This is a genomic window from Variovorax frigidus (genome assembly GCF_051216515.1).
Lineage (GTDB): Bacteria > Pseudomonadota > Gammaproteobacteria > Burkholderiales > Burkholderiaceae_C > Variovorax.
On record NZ_JBPJZF010000002.1, the window covers coordinates 677,946 to 701,507 of the forward strand.

Annotated in this window: 23 protein-coding genes; 10 read left to right on the forward strand and 13 right to left on the reverse strand. The window is 68.9% G+C overall.

Annotated features, from left to right (window positions below; genetic code table 11):
* Positions 1-93 precede the first annotated feature (93 nt).
* Together ACSFBC_RS08410 and ACSFBC_RS08415 are read left to right on the forward strand one after the other, a co-directional pair.
* A complete protein-coding gene (locus tag ACSFBC_RS08410; protein WP_435509846.1) occupies positions 94-1,095 on the forward strand; it encodes a DUF58 domain-containing protein in 1,002 nt (333 codons plus the stop codon).
* A 28-nt stretch (positions 1,096-1,123) separates the two neighbouring features.
* Positions 1,124-2,164 (forward strand): VWA domain-containing protein, encoded by a 1,041-nt coding sequence (locus ACSFBC_RS08415; RefSeq protein ID WP_435509847.1) that lies wholly within the window; start codon positions 1,124-1,126, stop codon positions 2,162-2,164.
* Positions 2,165-2,216: 52 nt separating this feature from the next.
* Here the strand turns inward: ACSFBC_RS08415 and ACSFBC_RS08420 are convergent, their stop codons facing one another.
* Entirely contained in the window at positions 2,217-2,951 is a 735-nt protein-coding gene (locus tag ACSFBC_RS08420; RefSeq protein ID WP_435509848.1) for a response regulator transcription factor, read from the reverse strand.
* Between the two features lie 111 nt (positions 2,952-3,062).
* On the opposite strand from ACSFBC_RS08420, the gene ACSFBC_RS08425 reads away from it, so the two are divergent.
* The 5 genes from ACSFBC_RS08425 to mtgA are packed head-to-tail and all read left to right on the forward strand — an operon-like array spanning position 3,063 to position 8,259.
* Entirely contained in the window at positions 3,063-3,659 is a 597-nt protein-coding gene (locus tag ACSFBC_RS08425; protein WP_435509849.1) for a YqiA/YcfP family alpha/beta fold hydrolase, read from the forward strand.
* Between the two features lie 47 nt (positions 3,660-3,706).
* The gene (locus ACSFBC_RS08430) at positions 3,707-5,764 is read left to right on the forward strand and encodes a ribonuclease catalytic domain-containing protein (RefSeq protein WP_435509850.1); all 2,058 of its coding nucleotides are present in this window, start codon (positions 3,707-3,709) and stop codon (positions 5,762-5,764) included.
* Between the two features lie 23 nt (positions 5,765-5,787).
* Complete coding sequence (locus ACSFBC_RS08435; protein WP_435509851.1) at positions 5,788-6,648, forward strand: energy transducer TonB; 861 nt, start codon at positions 5,788-5,790, stop codon at positions 6,646-6,648.
* A gap of 4 nt (positions 6,649-6,652) precedes the next feature.
* The gene (gene aroE / locus ACSFBC_RS08440) at positions 6,653-7,492 is read left to right on the forward strand and encodes a shikimate dehydrogenase (RefSeq protein ID WP_435509852.1); all 840 of its coding nucleotides are present in this window, start codon (positions 6,653-6,655) and stop codon (positions 7,490-7,492) included.
* A 5-nt stretch (positions 7,493-7,497) separates the two neighbouring features.
* Complete coding sequence (gene mtgA, locus ACSFBC_RS08445) at positions 7,498-8,259, forward strand: monofunctional biosynthetic peptidoglycan transglycosylase (RefSeq protein WP_435509853.1); 762 nt, start codon at positions 7,498-7,500, stop codon at positions 8,257-8,259.
* A 7-nt stretch (positions 8,260-8,266) separates the two neighbouring features.
* Here the strand turns inward: mtgA and ACSFBC_RS08450 are convergent, their stop codons facing one another.
* Positions 8,267-8,779 (reverse strand): GNAT family N-acetyltransferase, encoded by a 513-nt coding sequence (locus ACSFBC_RS08450; RefSeq protein WP_435509854.1) that lies wholly within the window; start codon positions 8,777-8,779, stop codon positions 8,267-8,269.
* Positions 8,776-9,210 carry a ribosomal maturation YjgA family protein gene (locus ACSFBC_RS08455; RefSeq protein WP_435509855.1) on the reverse strand — a complete coding sequence of 145 codons (435 nt, stop codon included), beginning with the start codon at positions 9,208-9,210 and terminating at the stop codon, positions 8,776-8,778. Before ACSFBC_RS08455 ends, ACSFBC_RS08450 begins: the two co-directional genes overlap by 4 nt.
* Between ACSFBC_RS08455 and ACSFBC_RS08460 the strand changes: the two genes are divergently transcribed.
* The 3 genes from ACSFBC_RS08460 to ruvC all read left to right on the forward strand — a co-directional run bounded on the left by ACSFBC_RS08460 (position 9,209) and on the right by ruvC (position 11,572).
* Positions 9,209-9,856, forward strand: a complete 648-nt coding sequence (locus ACSFBC_RS08460; protein ID WP_435509856.1) for a lysophospholipid acyltransferase family protein — start codon at positions 9,209-9,211, stop codon at positions 9,854-9,856. The two genes, ACSFBC_RS08455 and ACSFBC_RS08460, sit on opposite strands and share 2 nt — an antisense overlap.
* The gene (locus ACSFBC_RS08465) at positions 9,853-10,905 is read left to right on the forward strand and encodes a phosphatidate cytidylyltransferase (protein WP_435509857.1); all 1,053 of its coding nucleotides are present in this window, start codon (positions 9,853-9,855) and stop codon (positions 10,903-10,905) included. Before ACSFBC_RS08460 ends, ACSFBC_RS08465 begins: the two co-directional genes overlap by 4 nt.
* A 118-nt stretch (positions 10,906-11,023) precedes the next feature.
* A complete protein-coding gene (ruvC, locus tag ACSFBC_RS08470; RefSeq protein WP_435509858.1) occupies positions 11,024-11,572 on the forward strand; it encodes a crossover junction endodeoxyribonuclease RuvC in 549 nt (182 codons plus the stop codon).
* Positions 11,573-11,750: 178 nt separating this feature from the next.
* Here ruvC and ACSFBC_RS08475 read toward each other — a convergent pair whose 3' ends face one another.
* The 10 genes from ACSFBC_RS08475 to murD all read right to left on the reverse strand — a co-directional run bounded on the left by ACSFBC_RS08475 (position 11,751) and on the right by murD (position 23,556).
* A complete protein-coding gene (locus ACSFBC_RS08475) occupies positions 11,751-11,927 on the reverse strand; it encodes a hypothetical protein (RefSeq protein ID WP_435509859.1) in 177 nt (58 codons plus the stop codon).
* Positions 11,928-11,947: 20 nt separating this feature from the next.
* Entirely contained in the window at positions 11,948-12,871 is a 924-nt protein-coding gene (gene lpxC / locus ACSFBC_RS08480; protein WP_183024638.1) for a UDP-3-O-acyl-N-acetylglucosamine deacetylase, read from the reverse strand.
* Between the two features lie 187 nt (positions 12,872-13,058).
* Positions 13,059-14,267, reverse strand: coding sequence for a cell division protein FtsZ (gene ftsZ, locus ACSFBC_RS08485; protein ID WP_435509860.1), 1,209 nt, complete (start codon positions 14,265-14,267; stop codon positions 13,059-13,061).
* Between the two features lie 297 nt (positions 14,268-14,564).
* On the reverse strand, positions 14,565-15,794 hold the full coding sequence (ftsA, locus tag ACSFBC_RS08490) for a cell division protein FtsA (protein WP_183024640.1): 1,230 nt from the start codon (positions 15,792-15,794) through the stop codon (positions 14,565-14,567).
* Between the two features lie 20 nt (positions 15,795-15,814).
* Positions 15,815-16,597, reverse strand: a complete 783-nt coding sequence (locus ACSFBC_RS08495; RefSeq protein WP_435509861.1) for a cell division protein FtsQ/DivIB — start codon at positions 16,595-16,597, stop codon at positions 15,815-15,817.
* Between the two features lie 4 nt (positions 16,598-16,601).
* Positions 16,602-17,585 carry a D-alanine--D-alanine ligase gene (locus ACSFBC_RS08500; RefSeq protein WP_435509862.1) on the reverse strand — a complete coding sequence of 328 codons (984 nt, stop codon included), beginning with the start codon at positions 17,583-17,585 and terminating at the stop codon, positions 16,602-16,604.
* Positions 17,582-19,039: a UDP-N-acetylmuramate--L-alanine ligase gene (gene murC, locus ACSFBC_RS08505; protein WP_435509863.1), complete on the reverse strand. Its 1,458-nt coding sequence runs from the start codon at positions 19,037-19,039 to the stop codon at positions 17,582-17,584. Before murC ends, ACSFBC_RS08500 begins: the two co-directional genes overlap by 4 nt.
* A complete protein-coding gene (murG, locus tag ACSFBC_RS08510; protein ID WP_435509864.1) occupies positions 19,036-20,235 on the reverse strand; it encodes an undecaprenyldiphospho-muramoylpentapeptide beta-N-acetylglucosaminyltransferase in 1,200 nt (399 codons plus the stop codon). Before murG ends, murC begins: the two co-directional genes overlap by 4 nt.
* Entirely contained in the window at positions 20,198-21,496 is a 1,299-nt protein-coding gene (gene ftsW / locus ACSFBC_RS08515; RefSeq protein ID WP_435509865.1) for a putative lipid II flippase FtsW, read from the reverse strand. Before ftsW ends, murG begins: the two co-directional genes overlap by 38 nt.
* The gene (gene murD, locus ACSFBC_RS08520; RefSeq protein WP_435509866.1) at positions 21,493-23,556 is read right to left on the reverse strand and encodes a UDP-N-acetylmuramoyl-L-alanine--D-glutamate ligase; all 2,064 of its coding nucleotides are present in this window, start codon (positions 23,554-23,556) and stop codon (positions 21,493-21,495) included. Before murD ends, ftsW begins: the two co-directional genes overlap by 4 nt.
* Positions 23,557-23,562: the final 6 nt, after the last annotated feature.

The window sequence follows — 23,562 nt, forward strand, 5'->3', positions numbered from 1 at the left end:
CCCGATGCGGCTCACTTCGTGTAGCCGCCCCCCCCTCGAGGGGGCAACACCCGCGGCCCGGCAGAGCCGGTTCCGCGGTGTTCTGGAATGACCATGAAAAGCTGGTGGCCCGGTAAGCGGACGCGCGCCGCGAACGACGCACAGTTGGCCGTTGCGGCCGAGTCGGCCGCGGGTGCCGCCGAGCGCCTGCTGCGCCGGCTCGAATGGACGGTGATCCGCCGGCTCGACGGCCTGCTGCAGGGCAACTACCGCACGCTGATGCGCGGCACCGGGCTCGACCTGGCCGACCTGCGCGAGTACCAGCTGCACGACGACGTGCGCCACATCGACTGGAACGTCACCGCGCGGCTGCAGACGCCGCATGTGCGGGTGTTCACCGAAGACCGCGAGATGGCCGCCTGGTTCGTGCTCGACCTGAGCCGCTCGGTCGACTTCGGCTCGGGCGTGCGGGCCAAGCGCGAGATCTCGGCCGGCTTCGTGGGCGTGCTGGCGCGCCTGCTCACGCGCCATGGCAACCGGGTCGGCGCGCTGGTCTACGGCAGCGATCTCGAGGCCGTGATCCCGCCACGCAGCGGGCGCCGCCACGTGTTGCACCTGCTGCATGCGATGGAGCGCCGCGCCGCCGAAGACAGGACGACGCAGGGCATGACCCGGCTGGCCGACCTGCTGCAGTCGGCCGCGGTGCTGATGCCGCGGCGCGCCACGGTGTTCGTGGTGTCCGATTTCCTCAGCGAGCCGGGCTGGGAGAAGCCACTGGCGCGCCTGGCACAGCGCCATGAAGTCGTCGCGGTGCGCCTGTTCGACCCGCTCGAACTCGCGCTGCCCGATCTCGGCCTGGTGCCGCTGCGCGACGCCGAGACCGGCGAGCAGCTTTGGGTCGACACGCACGATGCAGGCTTTCGCCGACGCTTCGCGCGCATCGCGGCCGAGCGCGAAGACACGCTGCGCACGGCGCTGGCCAAGGCCGGCGTCGATGCGCTCGAACTCTCGACCGACGACGACCTCGCCGCAGCCATCCTGCGCTTTGCCGAACTGCGCAAGCGCCGCGTGCGCGCCGGCAGCGCAGCCCGACCCTTGAAGGCAGCCACCGCATGACACCGATGCCAAACCGGAGTGCCGCCCCATGAGCTTCCTGTGGCCCCAGTTCCTCTGGCTGCTGGCGGCATTGCCGCTGCTGGTGCTGCTCTATGTCTGGCTGATGCGCCGCAAGAAGAAGCTCGCGCTACGCTATGCCAGCCTCTCGATCGTGCGCGAAGCCATGGGCGTCGGCCAGACCGTGCGGCGCCACATCCCGCCGCTGCTGTTCCTGCTGGCCATGGCCGCGATGCTGATCGCCGCGGCGCGGCCGATGGCGGTGGTGGTGCTGCCGTCGAACCAGCAGACCATCATCCTCGCGATGGACGTGTCGGGCAGCATGCGCGCCACCGACGTGCAGCCCAACCGGCTGGTGGCTGCGCAGGACGCGGCCAAGGGCTTCCTCAAGGACCTGCCGCGCACCGTGAAGGTCGGCATCGTGGCCTTCGCGGGCAGCGCGCAGGTGGCCCAGTTGCCGACCACCAACCGCGACGACCTCGTCACCGCCATCGATGCCTTCCAGCTGCAGCGCGCCACCGCGACCGGCAACGCCATCGTGGTCTCGCTCGCCACGCTGTTTCCCAACGCCGGCATCGACATCGCCAACTTCGATCCGCAAAGCCGGCAGCGCGGCGTACCGATCGAGCAGGCCGGCAAGGTCCCGCCCAAGGACTTCGTGCCGGTCGCACCCGGCTCCTACACCTCGGCGGCGGTGATCATGCTGACCGATGGCCAGCGCACCACGGGCGTCGATCCGCTCGAGGCAGCCAAGGTCGCGTCGGACCGCGGCGTGCGTGTCTACACCGTGGGAATCGGCACCGTCGACGGTGAAACCATCGGTTTCGAAGGCTGGTCGATGCGCGTGCGGCTCGACGAGGAAACGCTCAAGGCGATCGCCAACAAGACCCAGGGCGAGTACTTTTATGCGGGCACCGCGGCCGACCTGAAGAAGGTCTACAACACGCTGAGCTCGCGCCTCACGGTGGAGAAGAAGGAAACCGAGATCTCCGCGCTGTTCGCGCTGGGTGCGGCGCTGCTGGCCTTCCTGTCGGCCGGGTTGTCGCTGTTCTGGTTCAACCGGATCCTGTAGCGGTCAGGACGCGGGTGCGGAACCCGGAAGCGCCAACCCGTTTCTCAACCGCTCAGCCCGGATGGCGCAGCAGGCCCAGCCGCGTCGCTTCGAACACCGCCTCGTTCTTGGAGTGCACGGCCAGCTTCCCGTAGAGACTCTTGATGTGGGTCTGCACGGTGTGCACGCTCAGGGATTTGAGCCGCGCGATCTCGGCGTAGGAAAAACCCCGCGCGATCAGCGTCAGCACCTCCTGCTCGCGTCCCGACAGCAGCGTGGGCGGCGTGGGCGTGACCGGAGCCGGCGGCGCAGCGCGCACGGCGGCGGCACCGCTGGCTTCGGACTTCAGGCTGCGGTACTTGGCCAGCACGCGGCGCGCAATCATGGGTGAGATCGGCGAGGCGCCGGCCTTCATCTCCAGGACGGTCTGCGCGATGTCTTCGGGCGGGGCATCCTTGTGCAGGTAGCCGAGGGCACCGGCCTCGATGCTGGCCAGCACGCTGTCTTCGTCACCGAACACGGAAATGACCAGCGGCTCGCATCGGGGAAAGCGCGCGACCGCGGCCCGGATCACTTCCAGCCCGCTGCCGTCGGGCAGGCCCAGGTCCGACAGCAGCACATCGGGGGCTTCGGGCGTCGCCGCCAGCCAGGCCAGCGCCTCGCGCACCGTGCCCACCCCGTCCAGCCAGCGCAGCCGCGGACAGGCGCGCACGCTGCGCTCGAAGAAGGCGCGCGTGCTCTCGTCATCCTCTACCACCAGAACACCGAACGGGCGCCCGGCGTCCGGCGCATGGACCTCGGTTTGCATAGTCGTCGAGCATAAGCCGCGAAAGCGACGGAATCCTCGGAGCCTTCTTTCTTGCAGAATCGATGGCCCTACTCCGCGGGCCCGTCGCGACCGTCGACAGCCCCCACTCGCATGCCACAGCGTCCTGTCACCCACCTCCTCTACCTGCACGGTTTCCGCTCCTCGCCGCAGTCCATGAAGGCACGGCTGGTGGCAGAGCGCGTGCAGCAACGCCACCCCGACGTCCAGTGGTGGTGCCCGCAGCTGCCGCCGTCGCCGCGCGAGGCCATGGACGAGGTGATGCGGGGCATAGCCGACTGGCCCCGCGAATCGATGGCGGTCATCGGCTCGTCGCTCGGCGGCTTCTATGCGACCTGCGTGGCGACCACGACGCGCTGCCGTGCGGTGCTGCTGAACCCGGCCGTCGACCCAGCGCGCGACCTGGCCCGGTACATCGGCGAGCAGACGGCCTGGCACGACCCACAGCAGCATTTCTTCTTCCGCGCCGAATTCATCGACGAACTGCGGGCGCTCGAGGTGGGCGCGCTGCCGCACCCGGAACGGGTGTTCGCCATCCTCGCCAAGGGCGATGAGGTGCTCGATTGGCGCGAGATGTCCGCCCGCTACCCGGGCAGCCGGATCCGGCTGCTCGAGGGCTGCGACCATGCGCTGTCGGACTTCGCCACGAAGCACCTCGACGACGTGATGCACTTCGTCCACCCCTGCTGATCCCGGCCCCGGCGCCGGCGCCGGGGCCGCGTGGGACAATCTCGCCCATGTTTGTATTGTTCGAAGAAGCCGGAAAGTACCTCGGCGGCCGCGTTTTGTCGGAGGCCGAAGCGTCGGCGCAGGTCGAGCTCGACACCGGCAAGCGGCTCAAGGTCAAGAGCGCCCACATCGTGCTGCGTTTCGAGAAACCGGCCCCGGCCGAGCTGATCGTCGAGGCACGCGCGCTGGCCGCCACCATGGACCTGGATCTGGCGTGGGAGTTCGCGGCCGAGGGCGAGTTCGGCTTTGCCGACCTTGCGGCCGAGTACTTCCAGTCCAACCCGACCCAGGCCCAGCAGGCCGCTGCGCTGTTCGCGTTGTTCGAGGCGCCCCACTACTTCCGGCGCGCCGGCAAAGGCCGCTTCAAGAAGGCGCCGGCCGAGATCGTCCAGCAGGCGCTGGCCGCGATCGAGAAGAAGAAGCAGGTGCTGGCCCAGATCGCCGAATGGGCGACGCAGCTGGTCGCCGGCGAATGCCCGGCGCCGGTGCGCGAGCAGCTCTACAAGATCCTGTTCAAACCCGACAAGAACGCGCCCGAATACAAGGCAGTGGTCGAGGCCTCGCGCACCGCGCAGCGCGCCCCGCTCGAACTGCTCGAGCGCGCGGGCGCCATCGATTCCGCCTACCAGTTCCACTGGAAGCGCTTCCTGTTCGAGAACTTCCCCAAGGGCACGGCCTTCCCCGCGCTCGCGGCGCCGCCGATCGCCGACGACCTGCCGCTGGCCGAAGGCGTGCAGGCCTTCTCGATCGACGATTCGCAGACCACCGAGATCGACGATGCGCTGTCGGTGCAGGGCCTGGGCACGGGCACCGTCACGGTCGGCGTGCACATCGCGGCGCCCGGCCTGGCCTTTGCGCCGGGCAGTGCGCTCGACCAGGTGGCGCGTGCGCGCATGTCCACGGTCTACATGCCGGGCCACAAGATCACGATGCTGCCCGACGCGGTGGTGCAGACCTACACGCTGCTCGATGGCGGCGACCGCCCGGCCGTGTCGCTCTATGCGCGCTACGACGAGGCCACGCTCGAACTGCAGGGCACCGAGACGAAGATCGAGCGCGTGCCGATCGTCGCCAACCTGCGCCACGACCAGCTCGACAGCGTGATCACCCAGGCCTGGCTCGAAGACGCCTCGGTGCCCGGCACCGACGCGCCCGCCATCGTCACGACGCTGCGCGATCCGCTGATGTTCCTGTTCCGCCTGGCCAAGACGCTGAAAGCGCAGCGCGAGGTGGTGCGCGGCAAGCCGGAGAACTTCAACCGGCCCGACTACAACTTCCGGCTTGTCGGAAACGAGGGTGAGCCCGAGGGCAGCGAGCAGGTGCAGATCAGCACCCGCCAGCGCGGCGCGCCGCTCGACCTGATCGTCTCCGAGGCCATGATCCTGGCCAACAGCAGCTGGGGCGGCTGGCTGGGCGAGCTGGGCGTGCCCGGCCTCTACCGCAGCCAGGCGAGTCTCGCGCCCGGCATCAAGGTGCGCATGGGCACGCGCGCACTGCCCCACGCCGGCCTGGGCGTGAAGAGCTACGCCTGGAGCACCTCGCCGCTGCGCCGCTACACCGATCTGGTGAACCAGTGGCAGATCATCGCCGCGGCGCGTCACGGCAAGACCGCCGCGCTGGCCGCGCCCTTCAAGCCCAAGGATGCCGACCTGTTCTCCATCCTCTCGGGTTTCGATGCTGCCTACAGTACCTACAACGCCTACCAGGGCGGCATGGAACGCTTCTGGACGCTCAAGTACCTGGCGCAGCAGGGCATCACCGAGCTCACCGCCACGGTGATCAAGGACCTGCCCAACGGCGCGCTGGTGCGGGCCGACACGCTGCCGCTGGTGTTCCCGGTGGCCGGGCAGCAGGAACGCGGCGCGCACCTGCGCGTGAAGCTGGGCGAGATCGACGAGATCGCGCTCGACGTGCACGGCACCGTGCTCGAACGCCTCGATGCGCCGGTCGATGACGCCGCGCTGGACGAAGGCGCAGGCGACGACGACGAGGAAGTGGCCGGACCGATCGCCATCGCGGTCGACCTGAGCGACAGCGAGGCCGGCACGGACACCACGCCCGCCTGAGCCGCGCCGCCGACGCAAGCCCGATGAACCTGAAAGACCTGAGCACCCTGCAGATCGCGCTGGGCCTGTCGGTTCTGGCCCACGCCGCGCTGCTCACGGTGCGCTTCATCGATCCCGAGGCCGTGAACCGCGTGTTCCGCGACACGCCGCTCGAGGTGATCCTGGTCAACGCCGCCACGCAGGAGCGGCCCGACAAGGCCATGGCCATCGCCCAGAAATCGATGGCCGGTGGCGGCGACCTCGAACGCGGTCGCGCCACCAGCCCCCTGCCCCCCTCGACCTTCACCGCCGTCGGCGATGCGACGGAAGATGCCGAACGCAAGGTCGAGGCGATGCAGGCGCAGCAGCAACTGCTGCTGGCGCAGATCAAGCAGCAGCTCGCGGCCATGCCCGCGCTCGACCCGCGCCAGACGGGCCAGCCGAACGACGCCGCGGCGCAGGAAGAGAAACGCCGGCAACTGCTCAACCTGCTGGCGGAAATCGAGCGCCGCGTGAACGAGGAGAACGCGCGCCCCAAGAAGCGCTACATCAGCCCCTCGACGCGCGAAGAAGCCTACGCGGTGTACGTCGACGCGCTGCGCCGTCGCATCGAGTCGCGCGGTACCGAGAACTTTCCCGAGGTCGCCGGCCGCAAGCTCTACGGCGAACTCACGATGCTGGTCACCGTCAACTTCGACGGCGGCGTGCTCGGCACCGAGATCGTCCAGACCTCGGGCAACCTCGCGCTCGACCGCCGGGCCCAGGCCATCGTGCGCAGCATCGGCAGCTTCGGCCGCTTCAGCGACGCGATGCGGCGCCAGGCCGACCAGATCGTGCTGCCCTCGCGCTTCCGCTTCACCCGCGACGAGACGCTGGAAACACAGCTGTCCGCGCGCCAACCCTGAGACCATGGACCTCTACTGCGTCATGGGCAACCCGGTCGCGCACAGCCGCTCGCCGTGGATTCACGCCCGCTTTGCCGAACTCACCGGCCAGTCCCTGGCCTACGGCCGCCGCCAGATCGAGATCGACGGCTTCGCCCAAGGCATCGCGGCCTTCCGCGCCGACCCCGAAGGCACGGCCCGCGGCTGCAACGTGACCGTGCCCTTCAAGTTCGATGCCGGCGCGGTGGCACAGCATGTGAGCCCGCGCGCGGCGCTGGCCCAGGCCGTCAACACGCTGAGCTTTCGCGACGACGGCGTGCACGGCGACAACACCGACGGCGTCGGCCTGGTGAACGACATCCAGCGCAACGCGGGTGTCGCGATCGCGGGCCGCGAGGTGCTGCTGATCGGCGCCGGCGGCGCGGCGGCCGGCGTGATCGGGCCGCTGCTGGACGCGGGCGCCCGCCGCGTCGTGCTGGCCAACCGCACGCTGGCCAAGGCCGTGGCGCTGGTGCAGCGGCATGCGGCGCTCGCACTGTCGCACGGCGCGGCGATCGAAGCGCACGAACTGCTCACGGTGCCGGGCGACTTCGACATCGTGGTCAACGCAACCGCGTCGAGCCTCTCGGGCGATGCGGTGCCGGTCGCGGCCGGCGTGCTGCGCCCGGGTGCGCTGGCCGTCGACATGATGTACGGACCGGCGGCCGCGGGCTTCATGGCCTGGGCCCGCGCCCACGGCGCCGTGCCGCGCGACGGGCTGGGCATGCTGGTCGAGCAGGCGGCCGAATCCTTCGCGATCTGGCGCGGTGTGCGGCCGCCATCGGCCCAGGTGCTGACCGAGCTGCGCGCGCAGCTCGAGGGCTGAGCGGCGTGCGCGCAGTCCTGCGCCTGATCGCCTGCCTCGCGGCCGCGGGCCTGGCGCTGCAGCTCTTCTTCATCGGCCGCATCGCGCTGATGGCGGCCATCGACCCGCAATCGACCACCTTTCAGCGCTCCGAGGCCTGGCGCATCGCGAGCGCGGGCCGCGACAACGCCGCCAAGGGCGAATCGCGCGCCTGGCAGCAGGAGTGGGTGCCCTACGAACGCATCGCCGACACGCTCAAGCGCGCGGTGATCGCCAGCGAGGATGCCGATTTCATCTCGCACGACGGCGTCGAATGGGAAGCCATCGAACGCGCGCGCCAGCGCAATGCCAAGGCCGAGGAGATCGCGGCCCGCCGTGCCGCACAGGCCCGCGCGCGCGGCAGGGAGCCCGCGGCGCCGAAGATCCGCGGGGGTTCGACCATCACGCAACAGCTGGCCAAGAACCTGCTGCTGTCCGGCGAGCGCACGCTGCTGCGCAAGGGCCAGGAGCTGATGCTCGCGACCACGCTGGAATTTCTGCTGAGCAAGCGCCGCATCCTCGAGATCTACCTCAACAACGTCGAATGGGGCGAAGGCGTGTTCGGCGCCGAGGCCGCCGCGCAGCACTACTTCAAGAAGCCGGCCGCGCGCCTGAGCGCCAACGAAGCGGCGCGGCTCGCGGTGATGCTGCCCAGCCCCAAGTTCTTCGAGCGCCGGCCGGGCTCGCCTTACGTGAGCGGCCGGGCTGCGACCATCATGGCCCGCATGCCCGCGGCCGAGCTGCCCTGAGCCTGCGTCAGCCGCGTTCGAACACGATGCGCGAGACGGCCGTGCGGCCCGAGCCGTGCGGCCGGCGCGCCGGCTCGGCGAAGGTGTCGATGACGGTGAAGCCGGCCTTGCGCATCATGCCGGCAGAGGCTGCGTTCTCTTCATGGCGATCGATGTAGACCTCGCGCAGGCCCTGCGCCTCGAGGGCACTCAGCGCCGCCTCGAGCAAGGCCGCGCCGATGCCGCGGCCCACGCCCTCGCGGTGCACCGCGGCCTCGCAGACGTAGCCGTGCACCGCGTCGCGCCGGTCCTCGGACTGGTAGCGCGCGAAGTGCGTGCTGCGGCAGAAGGTGACCACACCCAGCACCGCATCGCCCTCGCGCGCCACCACGGCACCGACCTCGCCGGTCGCGATCTGCGCCAGGTGGGCCGCCACTTCGTCGGGCGGCAGCCAATTCCAGACGTTGGGGCCGTGCGTGAGGATCAGGTCGGTCAGCGCGGGAATGTCGGCGGCCTTCGCCGCATCGATCTGCCAGGTCATCGGTTCTTTCCTTTGGAGAGGGCCACGTCGGTCCACCACACCGCCGCACCGCCGATCGCATAGGCCAGCACGTCGAGCCCGTCGGGCGTGCTGCCCAGCAGGATGCGCAGCACCGGGTTCGGAATCTGCCAGTGCCAGAGCTTAGCGAGGTATTGCCCGAGCTCCAGCAGGCAGCCGCTGCCGAAGGCCGCCAGCGCCAGCTGCCAGGGCCGCGCGGCCACCACGGTCTTGAACACGAAGTAGAGCCACGCGACGGCCAGCACGTCGCCGAAGAAGCTGCGCAGCCAGCCGGCGCGCGCGCCCACGGTGGCCAGCAGCGCGAGCAGGATGAACAGGATCACCGCTGCGAGGCCCGCGCGCGAATCGAGGCGCCAGGCGAAGGCGGGCCGGTCGATGGAATGCAATGTCATGCCCCGTATCATCGCCTCCATGTTTGCTGCGAAGTTGCTGGGGTGGGTCTTGCTGGGCGTGGTGCGCCTGCTCACGGGCGCGCAGGCGCGCTGGTGGGGCTGTCCGCCCAAGGCCGAGCAGCGCATCTACTTCGCCAACCACCAGAGCCACCTCGACCTGGTGATGATCTGGGCCGCATTGCCCGAAGAGCTGCGCAGCATCACGCGGCCGATCGCGGCACGCGACTACTGGGCCAACACGCCAATGAAGCGCTGGATCACCACCGAAGTGTTCAACGCGATCTACGTGGAGCGCGGCGGCACACCGCCGCCGGCCGAGGAAGGCGCCCCCGCACCCGACCCGATGGCACCGCTGCTGCCCCTGATCGAGGCGCTCCAGAGCGGCGACTCGATCATCATCTTTCCCGAAGGCACGCGCGGCCACACCGGCGAGCCGCAGAAGTTCAAGTCGGGCCTGTTCACGCTGGCCCAGATGTTCCCCGAGGTGGTGCTGGTGCCGGCCTGGATCGACAACGTGCAGCGCGTGATGCCCAAGGGCGAGATCGTGCCGGTGCCGATCCTGTGTTCGGTGACCTTCGGCGCGCCGATCGCGCTGGGCGCCGATGAAGAGCGCCGGACCTTCCTGGACCGCGCGCGCGAAGCGGTGGTCGCACTGCGCAACGTATGAACGCCTTTCTCCGCAATCTCACGCCCACCCAGCAGGTGGCCGCACTCTTCGTGATCGTGTTCGGCCTGCTGACCGTGATCAGCATCGTGACCCTGCTGGTCGGCTTCCGCGAACGGCGCAACGCCGCGCACGGCGAGGCCTGGCTGCGCGAGTTCAACGACTTCCGCGCGCTGCTGCGCACCACCTGGTTCATGGTGGTCGTGTTCTGGATCGGTTGGGCGCTCGGGCCGAGCGTGGCGACCGTGCTGTTCGCGATCATTTCCTTCTTCGCGCTGCGCGAGTTCATCACGCTCTCGCCCACGCGCCGCGGCGACCACCGCAGCCTGATCCTGGCCTTCTTCGTGGTGCTGCCGATCCAGTTCGTGCTGGTGGGCACCGCGCGCTTCGACCTGTTCACGGTGTTCATCCCGGTCTACGTCTTCATCGCCATCCCGGTCGTGAGCGCACTGGCCAACGACCCGAGCCACTTCCTCGAACGCAACGCCAAGCTGCAGTGGGGCATCACGGTCTGCGTCTACGGCATGAGCCATGTGCCGGCGCTGTTGCTGCTGAGCTTTCCGGGTTACGAAGGCAAGAGCGCCTTCCTGGTCTTCTTCCTGGTGTTCGTGGTGCAGACCTGCATGGTGGTGCAGCACCTGATCGCGCGCCAGTTCGCCCCGCTCCCGGCCGATGCGCCGCACCCCGCCGGACTGCGCGGCCGTCTCCAGCGCCTGCTGGGCCGCGCGCCCTTCGCGCCCAACGTGAGCCGCAGCTTCAATTGGGCCAGCTGGGGCGTGGGCATGGCGATCGCCAGCGTGGTGGGTGCGCTGATGTCCTTCATCACGCCCTTCAAGTTCGGCCAGGCACTGGCCATGGCGCTGATCGCCTGCGTCGCGGGTTCGATGGGCCACCTGGTGATGAAGGCGCTCAAGCGTGACCGCGGCATCCCCAACTGGGGCCCGAAGGGCGTGGGCGTGACCGGTGCCAACGGCCTGCTCGACCGGGTCGATGCGTTGTGCTTCGCGGCGCCGATCTTCTTTCACTCCGTACGCTGGTACTTCGGCGTCTAGATGGCTCACCCCCAGTCTCTGCGCACTGCGTGTCGCTTCGCCACCCCCCTTCCGGGGGCAGCACCAGCGGCCCGGCAGAGCCGGTTCCGCGGTGCTTCTGGAACGGGAGCGCGCTGAGATGCGTATTCTTGGCATCGACCCCGGCCTGCAGACCACCGGCTTCGGCGTGGTGGATGCCGATGGCCATGCCCTGCGCTACGTGGCCAGCGGCACCATCAGCACCAAGCATCTGGGCAGCGGCAACCTGCCCGCGCGCCTCAAGGTGCTGTTCGACGGCATCGCCGAAATCGTGGCGCGCTACCAACCGGATGCGTCGGCGGTCGAGATCATCTTCGTCAACGTGAACCCGCAGTCGACCTTGCTGCTGGGGCAGGCACGCGGCGCCTGCATCACGTCCCTGGTCAACAGCAAGCTCACGGTGGCCGAGTACACCGCGCTGCAGATGAAGAAAGCGGTGGCGGGCCACGGTCAGGCCGCCAAGGCGCAGGTGCAGGAGATGGTGAAGCGACTGCTTGACCTGCCAGGTCTGCCCGGCGCGGATGCGGCCGATGCGCTGGGCATCGCGATCACCCATGCACAAGTGGGGCGTTCGATGGCGCGGCTGGCTGAAGCGACGTCGCTGTCGGCCACCCATGCGGGCACCTATCGGAAGGGCCGATCGCGCTAGGGCCTGTTAACGCTATTTCCGGGGATCGCGATGGTTGAGCCAGGGGCTGGATGCAAGGCGCACGCGCGCAGCAAGGCTTTGGCCTTGCAAGCGTGGGCAACGCCGCAGACGGCCCCTGGCTCAGCCAACCCTTCGGGAAGGCCTGCCTTCGCGACCCCGGAAATAGCGTTAACAAGCCCTAGGCAACGCGCTCTGCGATCAGCACGGCGAAGAAGCCGAAGGCCGCGAGCATCGTCCACTTGAGCACGATCCAGCCGAAGCGGCGGTACCTCATCTGCCCCGTGCCCGCGTAGAACGCGAAGGACACGCCGGCAATCAGCAGCAGCAGGAGGATGGCCCAGCGGAACAGCAGCATCGGGTGTTCGAGCTGGCGCCTTACCAGGCGCGCGCGACTTCGGCGAAGCCGGCCGGCGCGCGCTTCTCGTCGTCGAAGGTGACGATCTCGAAGGCGTCGGGATGCGCGAGCAGTTCGCGCAGCAACTGGTTGTTCATCGCGTGGCCCGAACGGAAGGCGCTGTAGGCGGCCAGCAGCGGACGGCCGACCACGTAGAGGTCGCCCATCGCGTCGAGGATCTTGTGCTTCACGAACTCGTCGTCGTAGCGCAGCCCGCCGACGTTCAGCACCTTGGTGTCGTCCATCACGATCGCGTTGTCGAGCCCGCCGCCCAGCGCCAGGCCCTTGCTGCGCATGTACTCGACTTCCTTGGTGAAGCCGAAAGTCCGCGCGCGCGCAATGTCGCGGCTGTAGGAACCCAGACCCAGGTCGAATTCGACCCGTTGGCCGGTCGAATCGACCACGCGGTGGTCGAAGTCGATCTCGAAGCTCAGCTTGAAGCCGTGGTACGGCTCCAGCCGTGCCCACTTGGCGTTGGCGCCCTCGCCTTCGCGCACTTCCACCGGCTTCAGCAGCTTGATGAAGCGCCGCGGCGCGTTCTGCAGCGCGATGCCCGCGCTTTGCAGCAGGAACACGAAAGAGGAAGCGGAGCCGTCGAGGATCGGCACCTCGTCGGCCGTGATGTCGATGAGCAGGTTGTCGATGCCCAGGCCGGCGCAGGCCGACATCAGGTGCTCGATGGTCTGCACCTTGGCGCCGCCGTTGGAGACGGTCGACGCGAGGCGCGTGTCGGTGACGGCCTCGGCCGTCATCGGAATGGAAACAGGTTCGGGCAGGTCGACGCGGCGGAACACGATGCCCGTGTCTGGCGCCGAAGGCCGCAGCGTGAGCTCGACCCGCTGCCCGCTGTGCAGCCCCACGCCGACGGCGCGGGTGATGGACTTGAGGGTTCGTTGTTGCAGCACGGACGTGATTTTAAGAGCGCGCCGTTCCCCGCGGGCCACGCTCCAGACTATCTTGCCCATAGCCAACGGGATTGATGGGATGGGAAGCGTCGCGAGCGGCCCGAGCTCACGCCGAGCAGCGCAGCCGTACTCAGGTACGGCGAGCAGCACAGGTGCGAGATCGGGTCGCGCAGCAGCTTCACACCCATCAATCAGCCTGCCTGCGCAGGAACGCCGGGATCTCGAAATCGTCCATGCCGCCCGAGGACAGCGCGTCGACCTTGGCCGCGGCCATCGTGCGGTTGGTGCGCCACACGCTGGGCACCGCCATGCCTTCGTAGTTGGGCTGGCCGTGCGCGCCGGCGTGGCCCATGCCACCCATGGTCGGCACGTTGAACGGGATGTTGTCGGTGCCGGTACGGATGACTTCCAGCAACGGCGCCTGGCGGCGTGCATCGACCCGCGACAGACCGGTGGCGACCACCGTCACGCGCATCTCGTCGCCCAGGTTCTCGTCGTAGGCGGCGCCGTAGATCACATGCGCGTCGGGCGAGGCGTAGGCGCGGATGGTGTTCATCGCCAGCTTCGATTCCGACAGCTTCAGCGAGCCCTTCGAGGCCGTCACCAGCACCAGCACGCCCTTGGCGCCCGACAGGTCGATGCCTTCGAGCAGCGGGCAGGCCACGGCCTGTTCGGCGGCGATGCGCGCACGGTCTGGGCCGCTGGCCGCAGCCGTGCCCATCATGGCCTTGCCGGGTTCGCCCATCACGGTGCGCACGTCTTCGAAGTCGACGTTCACGCCGCCGTACTCGTTGATGATTTCCGAGATGCCGCCCACGGCGTTCTTCAGCACGTCGTTGGCGTGCGCGAAGGCTTCGGCCTGCGTCACGTCCTCGCCCAGCACTTCGAGCAGCTTCTCGTTCAGGATCACGATCAGCGAGTCGACGTTGGCTTCGAGCTCGGCCAGGCCGCTGTCGGCATTGGTCATGCGCTTGCCGCCTTCCCAGTCGAAGGGCTTGGTCACCACGCCGACGGTCAGGATGCCCATCTCCTTGGCGATGCGCGCGATCACGGGGGCCGCGCCGGTGCCGGTGCCGCCGCCCATGCCAGCGGTGATGAACAGCATGTGCGCGCCGTCGATGGCCGCGCGGATTTCGTCCACCGCCAACTCGGCCGCTTCACGGCCCTTGTCCGGCTTGCCGCCTGCGCCCAGGCCGTTGTTGCCCAGCTGGATCAGCTTGGGCGCGTTGCTGCGCGACAGCGCCTGGGCATCGGTGTTCGCGCAGGAGAACTGCACGCCCTGCACGCCGCGCTCGATCATGTGCGCGACCGCGTTGCCGCCGCCGCCGCCGACGCCGATCACCTTGATCTGCGTGCCTTGGTTGAACTCTTCCATTTCGATCATTTCGATGGGCATTTGGAACTCCTAATTTCTTGCTGCTGCAGTTGCTGTTGTTTCAATGGATTTTTTTCTTGTCGATCACCGGATGCATGTCATGAGGGCGGCCCGGTGCGTCGCCATCGCTCATTGAAATGACGAGGGGGACTTCCGCGCGCCAGCCAAAGGGGGTAGTGGGTCATTCCACTGCACTCCTCGATGCAAGACGCACCACAGGCGGGGAACACCGCAGAACCGGCTTTGCCGGGCTGCTGGTGTTGCCCCCTGGAAGGGGGGTGGCGAAGCGACACGCCGTGCGCGAAGACTGGGGGTGCATCAGAAATTTCCTACGATGAAGTCCTTGAAGCGGCCGAAGGCCGTCTTCACGGAACCGTTTTTCTGGGCCACCTTGTAGCCGCGCATGCGGGCAAAGCGGGCTTCCTCGAGCAGACCCATCACGGTCGCGGCACGGGGCTGCGCCACCATGTCGGACAGTGCGCTCGCGTATTTCGGAATGCCGCGCCGCACTGGCTTGAGGAAGATGTCCTCACCCAGTTCGACCATGCCCGGCATCACTGCGCTGCCGCCGGTCAGCACGATGCCCGACGACAGCACTTCTTCGTAACCGGATTCGCGGATGACCTGCTGCACCAGCGAGAAGATCTCCTCGATGCGCGGCTCGATCACGCCAGCCAGCGCCTGCTTGCTCAGCATGCGCGGGCCGCGGTCGCCCAGGCCCGGCACTTCGACCTGCGTGTCGGGGTCGGCCAGCAGCTGCTTGGCATAGCCGTTCTCGACCTTGATGTCCTCGGCGTCCTTGGTCGGCGTGCGCAGCGCCATCGCGATGTCGCTGGTGATCAGGTCGCCCGCGATCGGGATCACCGCGGTGTGGCGGATCGCGCCGTTGGTGAAGATCGCCACGTCGGTGGTGCCGGCGCCGATGTCGACCAGGCACACGCCCAGTTCGCGCTCGTCCTCGGTCAGCACCGCCTGGCTCGAGGCCAGCGGATTCAGCATCAGCTGGTCGACCTCCAGGCCGCAGCGGCGCACGCACTTGATGATGTTCTCGGCCGCGCTCTGGGCGCCGGTCACGATGTGCACCTTGGCTTCCAGGCGCATGCCGCTCATCCCGATCGGCTCCTTGACGTCCTGGCCGTCGATCACGAACTCCTGCGGCTCGACCAGCAGCAGGCGCTGGTCGCTCGAGATGTTGATCGCGCGCGCGGTCTCGACCACGCGGGCCACGTCGGCCGGCGTGACTTCCTTGTCCTTGACCGCCACCATGCCGCTGGAGTTGATGCCGCGGATGTGGCTGCCGGTGATGCCGGTGTAGACCCGCCCGATCTTGCAGTCGGCCATCAGTTCGGCCTCCTTCAAGGCCTGCTGGATGCTCTGCACCGTGGCGTCGATGTTCACCACCACGCCGCGCTTCAGGCCGTTGCTCGGTGCCACTCCCAGGCCCGCGAGCTTGAGTTCGCCGTTGGGCAGCACCTCGGCCACCACCACCATCACTTTGGCGGTGCCGATGTCGAGGCCGACGACCAGGTCTTTGTATTCTTTGGGCATGAAATGTCCTCGGTATTCGCTTATTTCTTCTTGGGGTCGGTGACGACCGTGGTGACGCCGCGCATCCGCAGCGCATAGCCTTCGTTGTGACGCAGGTCCGCGCCCTCCACCGAAGCCACGGTGCGCCCGTACTGCGCGGCCACTTGCTTCACGGTGCGCAGGAAACGTTCGGTCCGCACCACCACTTCTTCGCTGCGGCCACGGCCGAGTTCGACCGTGGCGCCGTTGTCCAGCAGCACATGCCAGCTGCCGCGGCTCGACAGGCCCAGCTCCTCGACCCTCAGGTCGTAGGGCTGGAACAGCGGGGCCAGCAGCCGGTACATGCCCAGCACCTGGCTGGCCTGCTCGATCGGGCCTTCGAGGCGTGGCAGGTCGTCGTCGACCTCGGCCGTGTTGGCTTCGAACACTTCGCCGAAGCCGTTGACCATCTTCGAGGCCGTCTCGTCGCCCCAATGCGCCACCGGCACGTGCTCGGTCAGCGTGGCGCGCAGCCGGTTCGGGAACTCGCGCCGCACCACCGCCTTGCGCACCCACGGCACCGACTCGAAGGCGCTGCGCGCGCGCGCCAGGTCGACCGTGAAGAAGTTGCCGGCCAACTGGGGCGCCACGTTGGCGCGCAGCGTGACCGCGTTGTTGTGCGTGACCTCACCGTCGACCTTCAAGCCGGCGATCGGGAAGAAAGGTTGCCGCAGCACCCACCACGCGCCCGCCGCCAGCAACACCAGCGCGAACGACACGAACACCAGCGTGGCCGTGAAGTTCATCAGCTTGACGTCGAAGGGGACGGGGGCGGTGGTGGCCATGGGGCTAGACCTTGCCTTCCGAATCCAAAGCCGCCGAAGCTAGTACGCGGACGCACAGGTCTTCGTAGGCGATGCCGATCGCGCGCGCCGACATCGGCACCAGCGAATGCGTGGTCATGCCGGGCGAGGTGTTCATCTCGAGCAGGAAGGGCTTGCGGTCGCTGGCGCGGATCATCACGTCGGCGCGGCCCCAGCCGCGGCAGCCCAGCGTGCGGTAGGCGGCCAGCGCGATGCGCTGGATCTCGCGCTCTTCCGCTTCCGGCAGGCCGCTCGGGCAGTGGTACTTCACGTCGTCGGTGAAGTACTTGTTCTGGTAGTCGTAGGCGCCTTCGGGTGCGGCGATGCGCACCACCGGCAGCGCCTGCGCGTCGAGGCCGTGGCCCAGCACCGCACAGGTGACTTCCTCGCCCTCGATGAATTCCTCGCACAGCACGTCGGCGTCGTACTTCGCCGACAGCGTAACCGCGTCCTGCATTTCGGAGTAGCCCTGCACCTTGGTCACACCGATGGACGAACCCTCGCGCGGTGGCTTGACGATCAGCGGCAGGCCCAGCACATCGGGCACGACACGAATCTGCTCGCGGCTCTGCTGGTCGGCGGCCAGGCGCACGTACTTGGGCGTCGGCAGGCCGTCGGCCGTCCAGATGCGCTTGGTCATGACCTTGTCCATCGCCACGCTCGAGGCCATGACGCCCGAGCCGGTGTAGGGGATGCCCAGCAGTTCGAGCGCGCCCTGCACCGTGCCGTCTTCGCCGTGGCGGCCGTGCAGCGCGATGAAGCAGCGCGCGAAGCCTTCGCGCTTGAGTTCGACCAGGTCGCGTTCCGCGGGGTCGAAGGCATGCGCGTCGACGCCGCGCGAGCGCAGCGCCTCGAGCACGCCGGTGCCCGAGAGAATGGAAATGTCGCGCTCGGCCGAGGTGCCGCCGAACAGCACGGCGACCTTGCCCAGTGAAGAAGCAGAAGAAGTGGAGATGGCTGGTGTGCTCACAGTGCACGTCCCTCGCGTGTGAAAGAACCCGTCTTCGGCAAGCCGGCGCCAGCGCCCAGCTCGACCACCCGACCCGGTACCGCGCCGATCGAACCGGCGCCCATGCAGACCACGACGTCACCGCCGCGGGCGTTGTCCAGGATGGCCTGCGCCATCTCGCCGATCTCGTCGACGAACACCGGCTCGACCTTGCCGGCCACGCGCAGCGCGCGCGTCAGGGCACGGCCGTCGGCGGCGACGATCGGGGCTTCGCCGGCGGCATAGACCTCGCTCAGCAGCACGGCGTCGGCCGTGCCCAGCACCTTGACGAAATCCTCGAAGCAGTCGCGCGTGCGGGTGAACCGGTGCGGCTGGAAGGCCAGCATCAGCCGACGGCCGGGGAAGGCGCCGCGCGCGGCGGCGATGGTGGCCGCCATCTCGACCGGATGGTGGCCATAGTCCTCGATCAGCGTGAAGGCACCCGTGGCCGATGCGCCCTTCGCAGGCACGTCGCCGTAGCTCTGGAAGCGGCGGCCCACGCCCTTGAAGTCGGCCAGGCCGCGCTGCACGGCTTCGTCGGGCACGCCGAGCTCGACCGCCATCGCGATCACCGACAGCGCGTTGAGCACGTTGTGCTCACCCGCCAGGTTGAGCACGATGTCCAGGTCGGGCAGCGTCACGCCGTTGCGGCGCTGCGCGGTGAAATGCATCTGCGATCCCACGGCCCGCACGTCGACCGCACGCACCTGGGCGTCGGCATTGAAGCCGTAGCTGGTCACCGGGCAGGTCACCTCGGGCACGATGTCGCGCACCGCGGCGTCGTCGGTGCACAGGATCGCCACGCCGTAGAAGGGCATGCGGTGCAGGAAGTCGACGAAGGCCTTCTTGAGGTTGCCGAAGTCGTGCCCGTAGGTCTCCATGTGGTCGGCGTCGATGTTCGTGACCACCGCCATCACCGGCAGCAGGTTCAGGAAGGACGCGTCCGACTCGTCGGCCTCGACCACGATGTAGTCGCCGCTGCCCAGCTGTGCGTTGGCGCCGGCGCTGTTGAGACGCCCGCCGATCACGAAGGTCGGGTCGAGCCCGGCGGCGGCCAGCACGCTGGCCGCCAGGCTGGTGGTGGTGGTCTTGCCGTGCGTGCCGGCGATCGCGATGCCCTGCTTGAGACGCATCAGCTCGGCCAGCATCATGGCGCGCGGCACCACCGGAATGCGCTTCTCGCGCGCGGCCAGCACCTCGGGATTCGCGGACTGCACCGCGGTCGAGGTCACGACCGCATCGGCGCCCGCGATGTTCGCCGCGCCGTGGCCCACATAGGTGGTGATGCCCAGGCCGGCGAGCCGGCGCAGCGTGACGCTGTCGCTCAGGTCGGAGCCGGAGATCTGGTAGCCCAGGTTGAACAGCACCTCGGCGATGCCGCTCATGCCGGCGCCGCCCAGGCCGACGAAGTGGATGTGGCGGATGGCGTGCTTCATGCGCGGCCCCCCTTCTTCTTTTTGTCGGCGAGTTCTTCGCAGGCGCGGACCACGAGGTCGACCGCCTCGGTCTTCCGCATCGTCCTGGCCTTCAAGGCCTTGTCCACCAAGGTGGTTCGTTCTGTTTTCTGTAGCAAGTCGGCCAGCAATTCGGGAGTGAGTTCGGTCTGCTGAACGAGCCAGCCGCCACCCGCGTCGACCAGGAATCGCGCATTGGTGGTCTGGTGGTCGTCCACCGCCGAGGGAAAAGGCACGAACAGCGCTGCTGCGCCGACGGCCGCGATTTCGGTGACGGTGCTGGCACCGGCGCGCGCGACGATCAGGTCGGCCATGGCATAGGCCTCGGCCGTGTCGTCGATGAAGGGCGTGAGCTCGGCGTCGACGCCGGCCGCCGCGTAGTTGGCACGCAGTTCGTCGATCTGCTTGGCGCCGCTCTGGTGCAGCACGATCGGCCGCTCGCCGGGCGCGATGCGTGCCAGCGCCTGGGGCACGATGGTGTTGAGCGCCCGGGCGCCCAGGCTGCCGCCCACGACCAGCAGCTTCAGCGGCCCGCTGCGGCCGACGAAGCGCGCGACCGGGTCGGGCTGCGAAGTGAAGGCCGCGCGCAGTGGATTGCCGACCCATTCGGCGTTCTTCAGCACATTGGGGAAGGCGGTGAAGACCCGGTTCGCAACGCTGGCCAGCACCTTGTTGGCCAGGCCCGCGACCGAGTTCTGCTCGTGCAGCACCAGTGGGCTGCCGAGCAGCACGCTCATCAGGCCACCCGGGAAGGTGATGTAGCCGCCCAGGCCGATGACCACATCGGGCTTCACGCGGCGCAGCACGCCGATGCTCTGCGCGAAGGCGCGCAGCAGGCGCACCGGCAGCATCAGCACCGTGAGCGGGCCCTTGCCGCGCAGGCCGCCGAACTGCACCGGCTCGAAGGCGAAGCCGCGCGGCGGCACGAGTTGCTGCTCCATGCTGCCGGGCGCGCCCAGCCAGTGCACGGTCCAGCCGCGTTCGCGCAGCGCCTCGGCCACGGCCAGGCCGGGGAAGATGTGGCCGCCGGTGCCGCCGGCCATGACCAGTGCGGTGCGGGTCATATGCGGCCTCCGCGCATGAGCGTCGCTTGCGCGCCGCAGCGCTTCGCGCTGACTCGATTCTGGCGAAACCACGTCCTCATACGCGGCCTCCGCGCATGAGGACGCGGTTTTCATAGTCGACCCGCAGCACCACCGCCAGCGCGATCGAGATCATCAGGATCGCCGAGCCGCCGAAGCTCATCAACGGCAGGCCCAGGCCCTTGGTCGGCAGCGCGCCCAGGTTCACGCCCATGTTGATGAAGGACTGGAAGCCGATCCAGATGCCGATGCCCTGGGCCACGAGGCCGGAGAACACGCGGTCGAGCGCGATGGCCTGGCGGCCGATGTGCATGATCCGGCGCGTGAGCCAGAGGAACAGACCGATCACGAGCAGCACGCCGATCAGGCCGAACTCCTCGCCCAGCACGGCCAGCAGGAAGTCGGTGTGGGCCTCGGGCAGCCAGTGCAGCTTCTCGACGCTGCCGCCCAGCCCGACGCCGAAGATCTCGCCGCGGCCGATCGCGATCAGCGAGTGCGAGAGCTGGTAGCCCTTGCCCAGCGCGTGCGCTTCGCTGAAGGGGTCGAGGTAGGCGAAGATCCGTTCGCGCCGCCATTCGCTGGTCATCACGATCAGTGCGAAGGCCGCCACCACCAGCGTGGCGATCACGAAGAACATGCGCGCATTGACGCCGCCCAGGAACAGGATGCCCATGGCGATGACCGCGATCACCATGAAAGCGCCCATGTCGGGCTCGGCCAGAAGCAGCATGCCGACCACCACCACGGCCACGCCCATCGGCAGCACGGCCCGGAAGAAGCGTTCCTTGATCTCCATCTTGCGCACCATGTAGCTGGCGGCATAGAGCACCATCGCGAGCTTGGCCAGCTCGGACGGCTGGAAGTTCATGATGCCCAGCGGCAGCCAGCGGCGTGCGCCGTTGACCACGCGCCCGACGTGCGGGATCAGCACCGCCACCAGCAGCAGCAGCGATGCCACGAACAGCCAGGGGGCGATGCGTTCCCAGGTCTGCATCGGGATCTGGAAGGCCAGCAGCGCCGCCACGAAGGCGATCGAGATGAACAGCACGTGCCGCAGGAAGAAGAACATCGGCCCGTAGCCGGCGCGCGCGAAGCGCGGGTTGTCCGGCAATGCGATCGAGGCCGAATAGACCATCACCGCGCCCCAGGCCAGCAGCGCCAGCGTGACCCACAGCAGCGCCTGGTCGAAGCCCAGCACGCGCATCGGCGCGGCCTTGGTCTGCGACATGGTGCCGCCGCCCAGCCGCACCGGCAGGTGCATCGGCAAGGCATCGATGCCGCTCTTGGCGGCGCGCGTGAACCAGCCCTTGAGGCGGCCCGGCGCTTCGTTGGGGGTGGCGGCGCTGGCGTTGTTCATGCGGCGTGCCCTTCGTCGATGCCGTCGTACGAGGTCTCGGGCAGGGCCTGGACGGCCTCGCAGAAGACCGCGGCGCGGTGACCGTAGTCCCTGAACATGTCGAAGCTCGCGCAGGCCGGCGACAGCAGCACCGCGTCGCCCGGTTGGGCGCGGCGCGCGGCCAATCGCACGGCCTGTTCCATCGACTCGGCATGCACGACGGTGACGCCGGTGTCGGCCAGCGCGGCCTCGATCACCGGCGCGTCGCGGCCGATCAGCACCACCGCACGCGCGAACTGGCGCACCGGGGCGGCCAGTGGCGAAAAATCCTGGCCCTTGCCGTCGCCGCCCAGGATCGCGACCACGCGGCGCTCGGCGCCGAGGCCGCCCAGCGCGGCCACGGTCGCGCCCACGTTGGTGCCCTTGCTGTCGTCGAAGTACTCGACCTGGCCGAGGATCGCGACCGACTCGACGCGGTGCGGCTCGCCCTGGTACTCGCGCAGGCCGTAGAGCATCGGGCCCAGTTGGCAGCCTGCGGCGCTGGCGAGCGCGAGCGCGGCCAGTGCGTTGAGGGCGTTGTGCTGGCCGCGGATGCGCAGCGCATCGGCCGGCATCAGGCGCTGCAGGATGATGTCTTCTTCCTGGGCCGCCGCGCCGCGCTTGCGCTTGATGGTTTCGTCGGCCTCGAGCGCGCGCACCAGCCAGGCCATGCCGTTGATGCGCTCGATGCCGAAATCGGATGGCCGCAGCGGCAGGCCGGCGCCGAAAGTGATGTGGGCACGGATCTGCGGGCGCTGCAGCTTGACGCGCACCGGCGGCGGCAGCATCGCCATCACGCCCGCGTCGTCGCGGTTCAGGATCATCAGGCCGCGCGCGCCGAAGATGCGCTGCTTGGCGGCCGCATACGAGGCCATGTCGCCGTGCCAGTCGAGATGGTCCTGCGTGAGGTTGAGCACCGTGGCCGCCGTGGGCTCGAAGCCCTGCACGCTGTCGAGTTGGAAGCTCGAGAGTTCGAGCACCCAGACCTCGGGCAGCGTGTCGGCATCCATGTGCGCGCTCAAGGTGTCGAGCAAGGTCGGGCCGATGTTGCCGGCCACGGCCACGGTCTTGCCTGCGCGCTCGACCAGTTGGCCGGTGAGCGCGGTGACGGTGGTCTTGCCGTTGGTGCCGGTGATGGCCAGCACCGCGGGTTCGTAGCCCTTGGGCGGTGCGGGTTCGGCGGCCGGCGGCGGTTCGGGCACGGGCGCGGGCGCGGCCTCTTCGACCGCCGCCGAAGCCGGGTTCGAAGCTGCCAGTTCGGCGATGCTTGCCACGAACTCGGCCGCCTCCTTGGCCGCGCTGGGAACGTAGGGCTGGCCAGCGAACGGCTGGCGAGGGACTGCAGCGGGCGCGGCAGGGACTTCGGTTGCAGCTTCGGCATCGGCATCGGCCGGCTCGGCCTCTTCGGGCTGCGCCACCGCCACGCGGGTCGACGGATCGCGTGGCAGGGCCTCGGCCATCGCGCTCGGCGTGGCCGGTTGCTCGGGCTCGACGGTGCCCGCTTCGGTCGTCTCGGTCGTCTCGGTCGTCTCGGTCGTTTCGGTCGACAGGGATGCATCGGCAGACGGCGGCGCTTCCGCCGCCGGCTCTGCAGCGACCACCTCTTCGGGCGTCTCCAGTGTGTCCGGCGTCTGCGGCGCCATCTCGATCTGCAGCTGGACCTCGCGCACGGGCTCGACCTCGACCGGCAGCTCGACCGTGCGCAGATCGCTCAACGCACGCGCGAACAGATCCAGCTCGCCGCCGACCGGCAGGCCGACCGCACGCGCGGCATCGACCACCGGCGCCAGCGTCGCCGGCGTCAAGCCGGGCGAGCAGTACACCGCGCGCACCGGCGTGCCCTCGATCAGCGCGGCGCGGAGCGGCCCACCGACGAAGACCACCTCGGGCCATTCGGCCTGGAGCCGCGCGAGCAGCGCCGGTGCTTCGCGCGTGTCGGCGACCGTGACCTGCGCACCGTGGCGCGCGCACCAGCGCGCCATCGCCAGCCCGGATGCACCGAGGCCGAGGACGAGAACGGGGAGGTCTTTCAGGTGCCGCATGGTTTG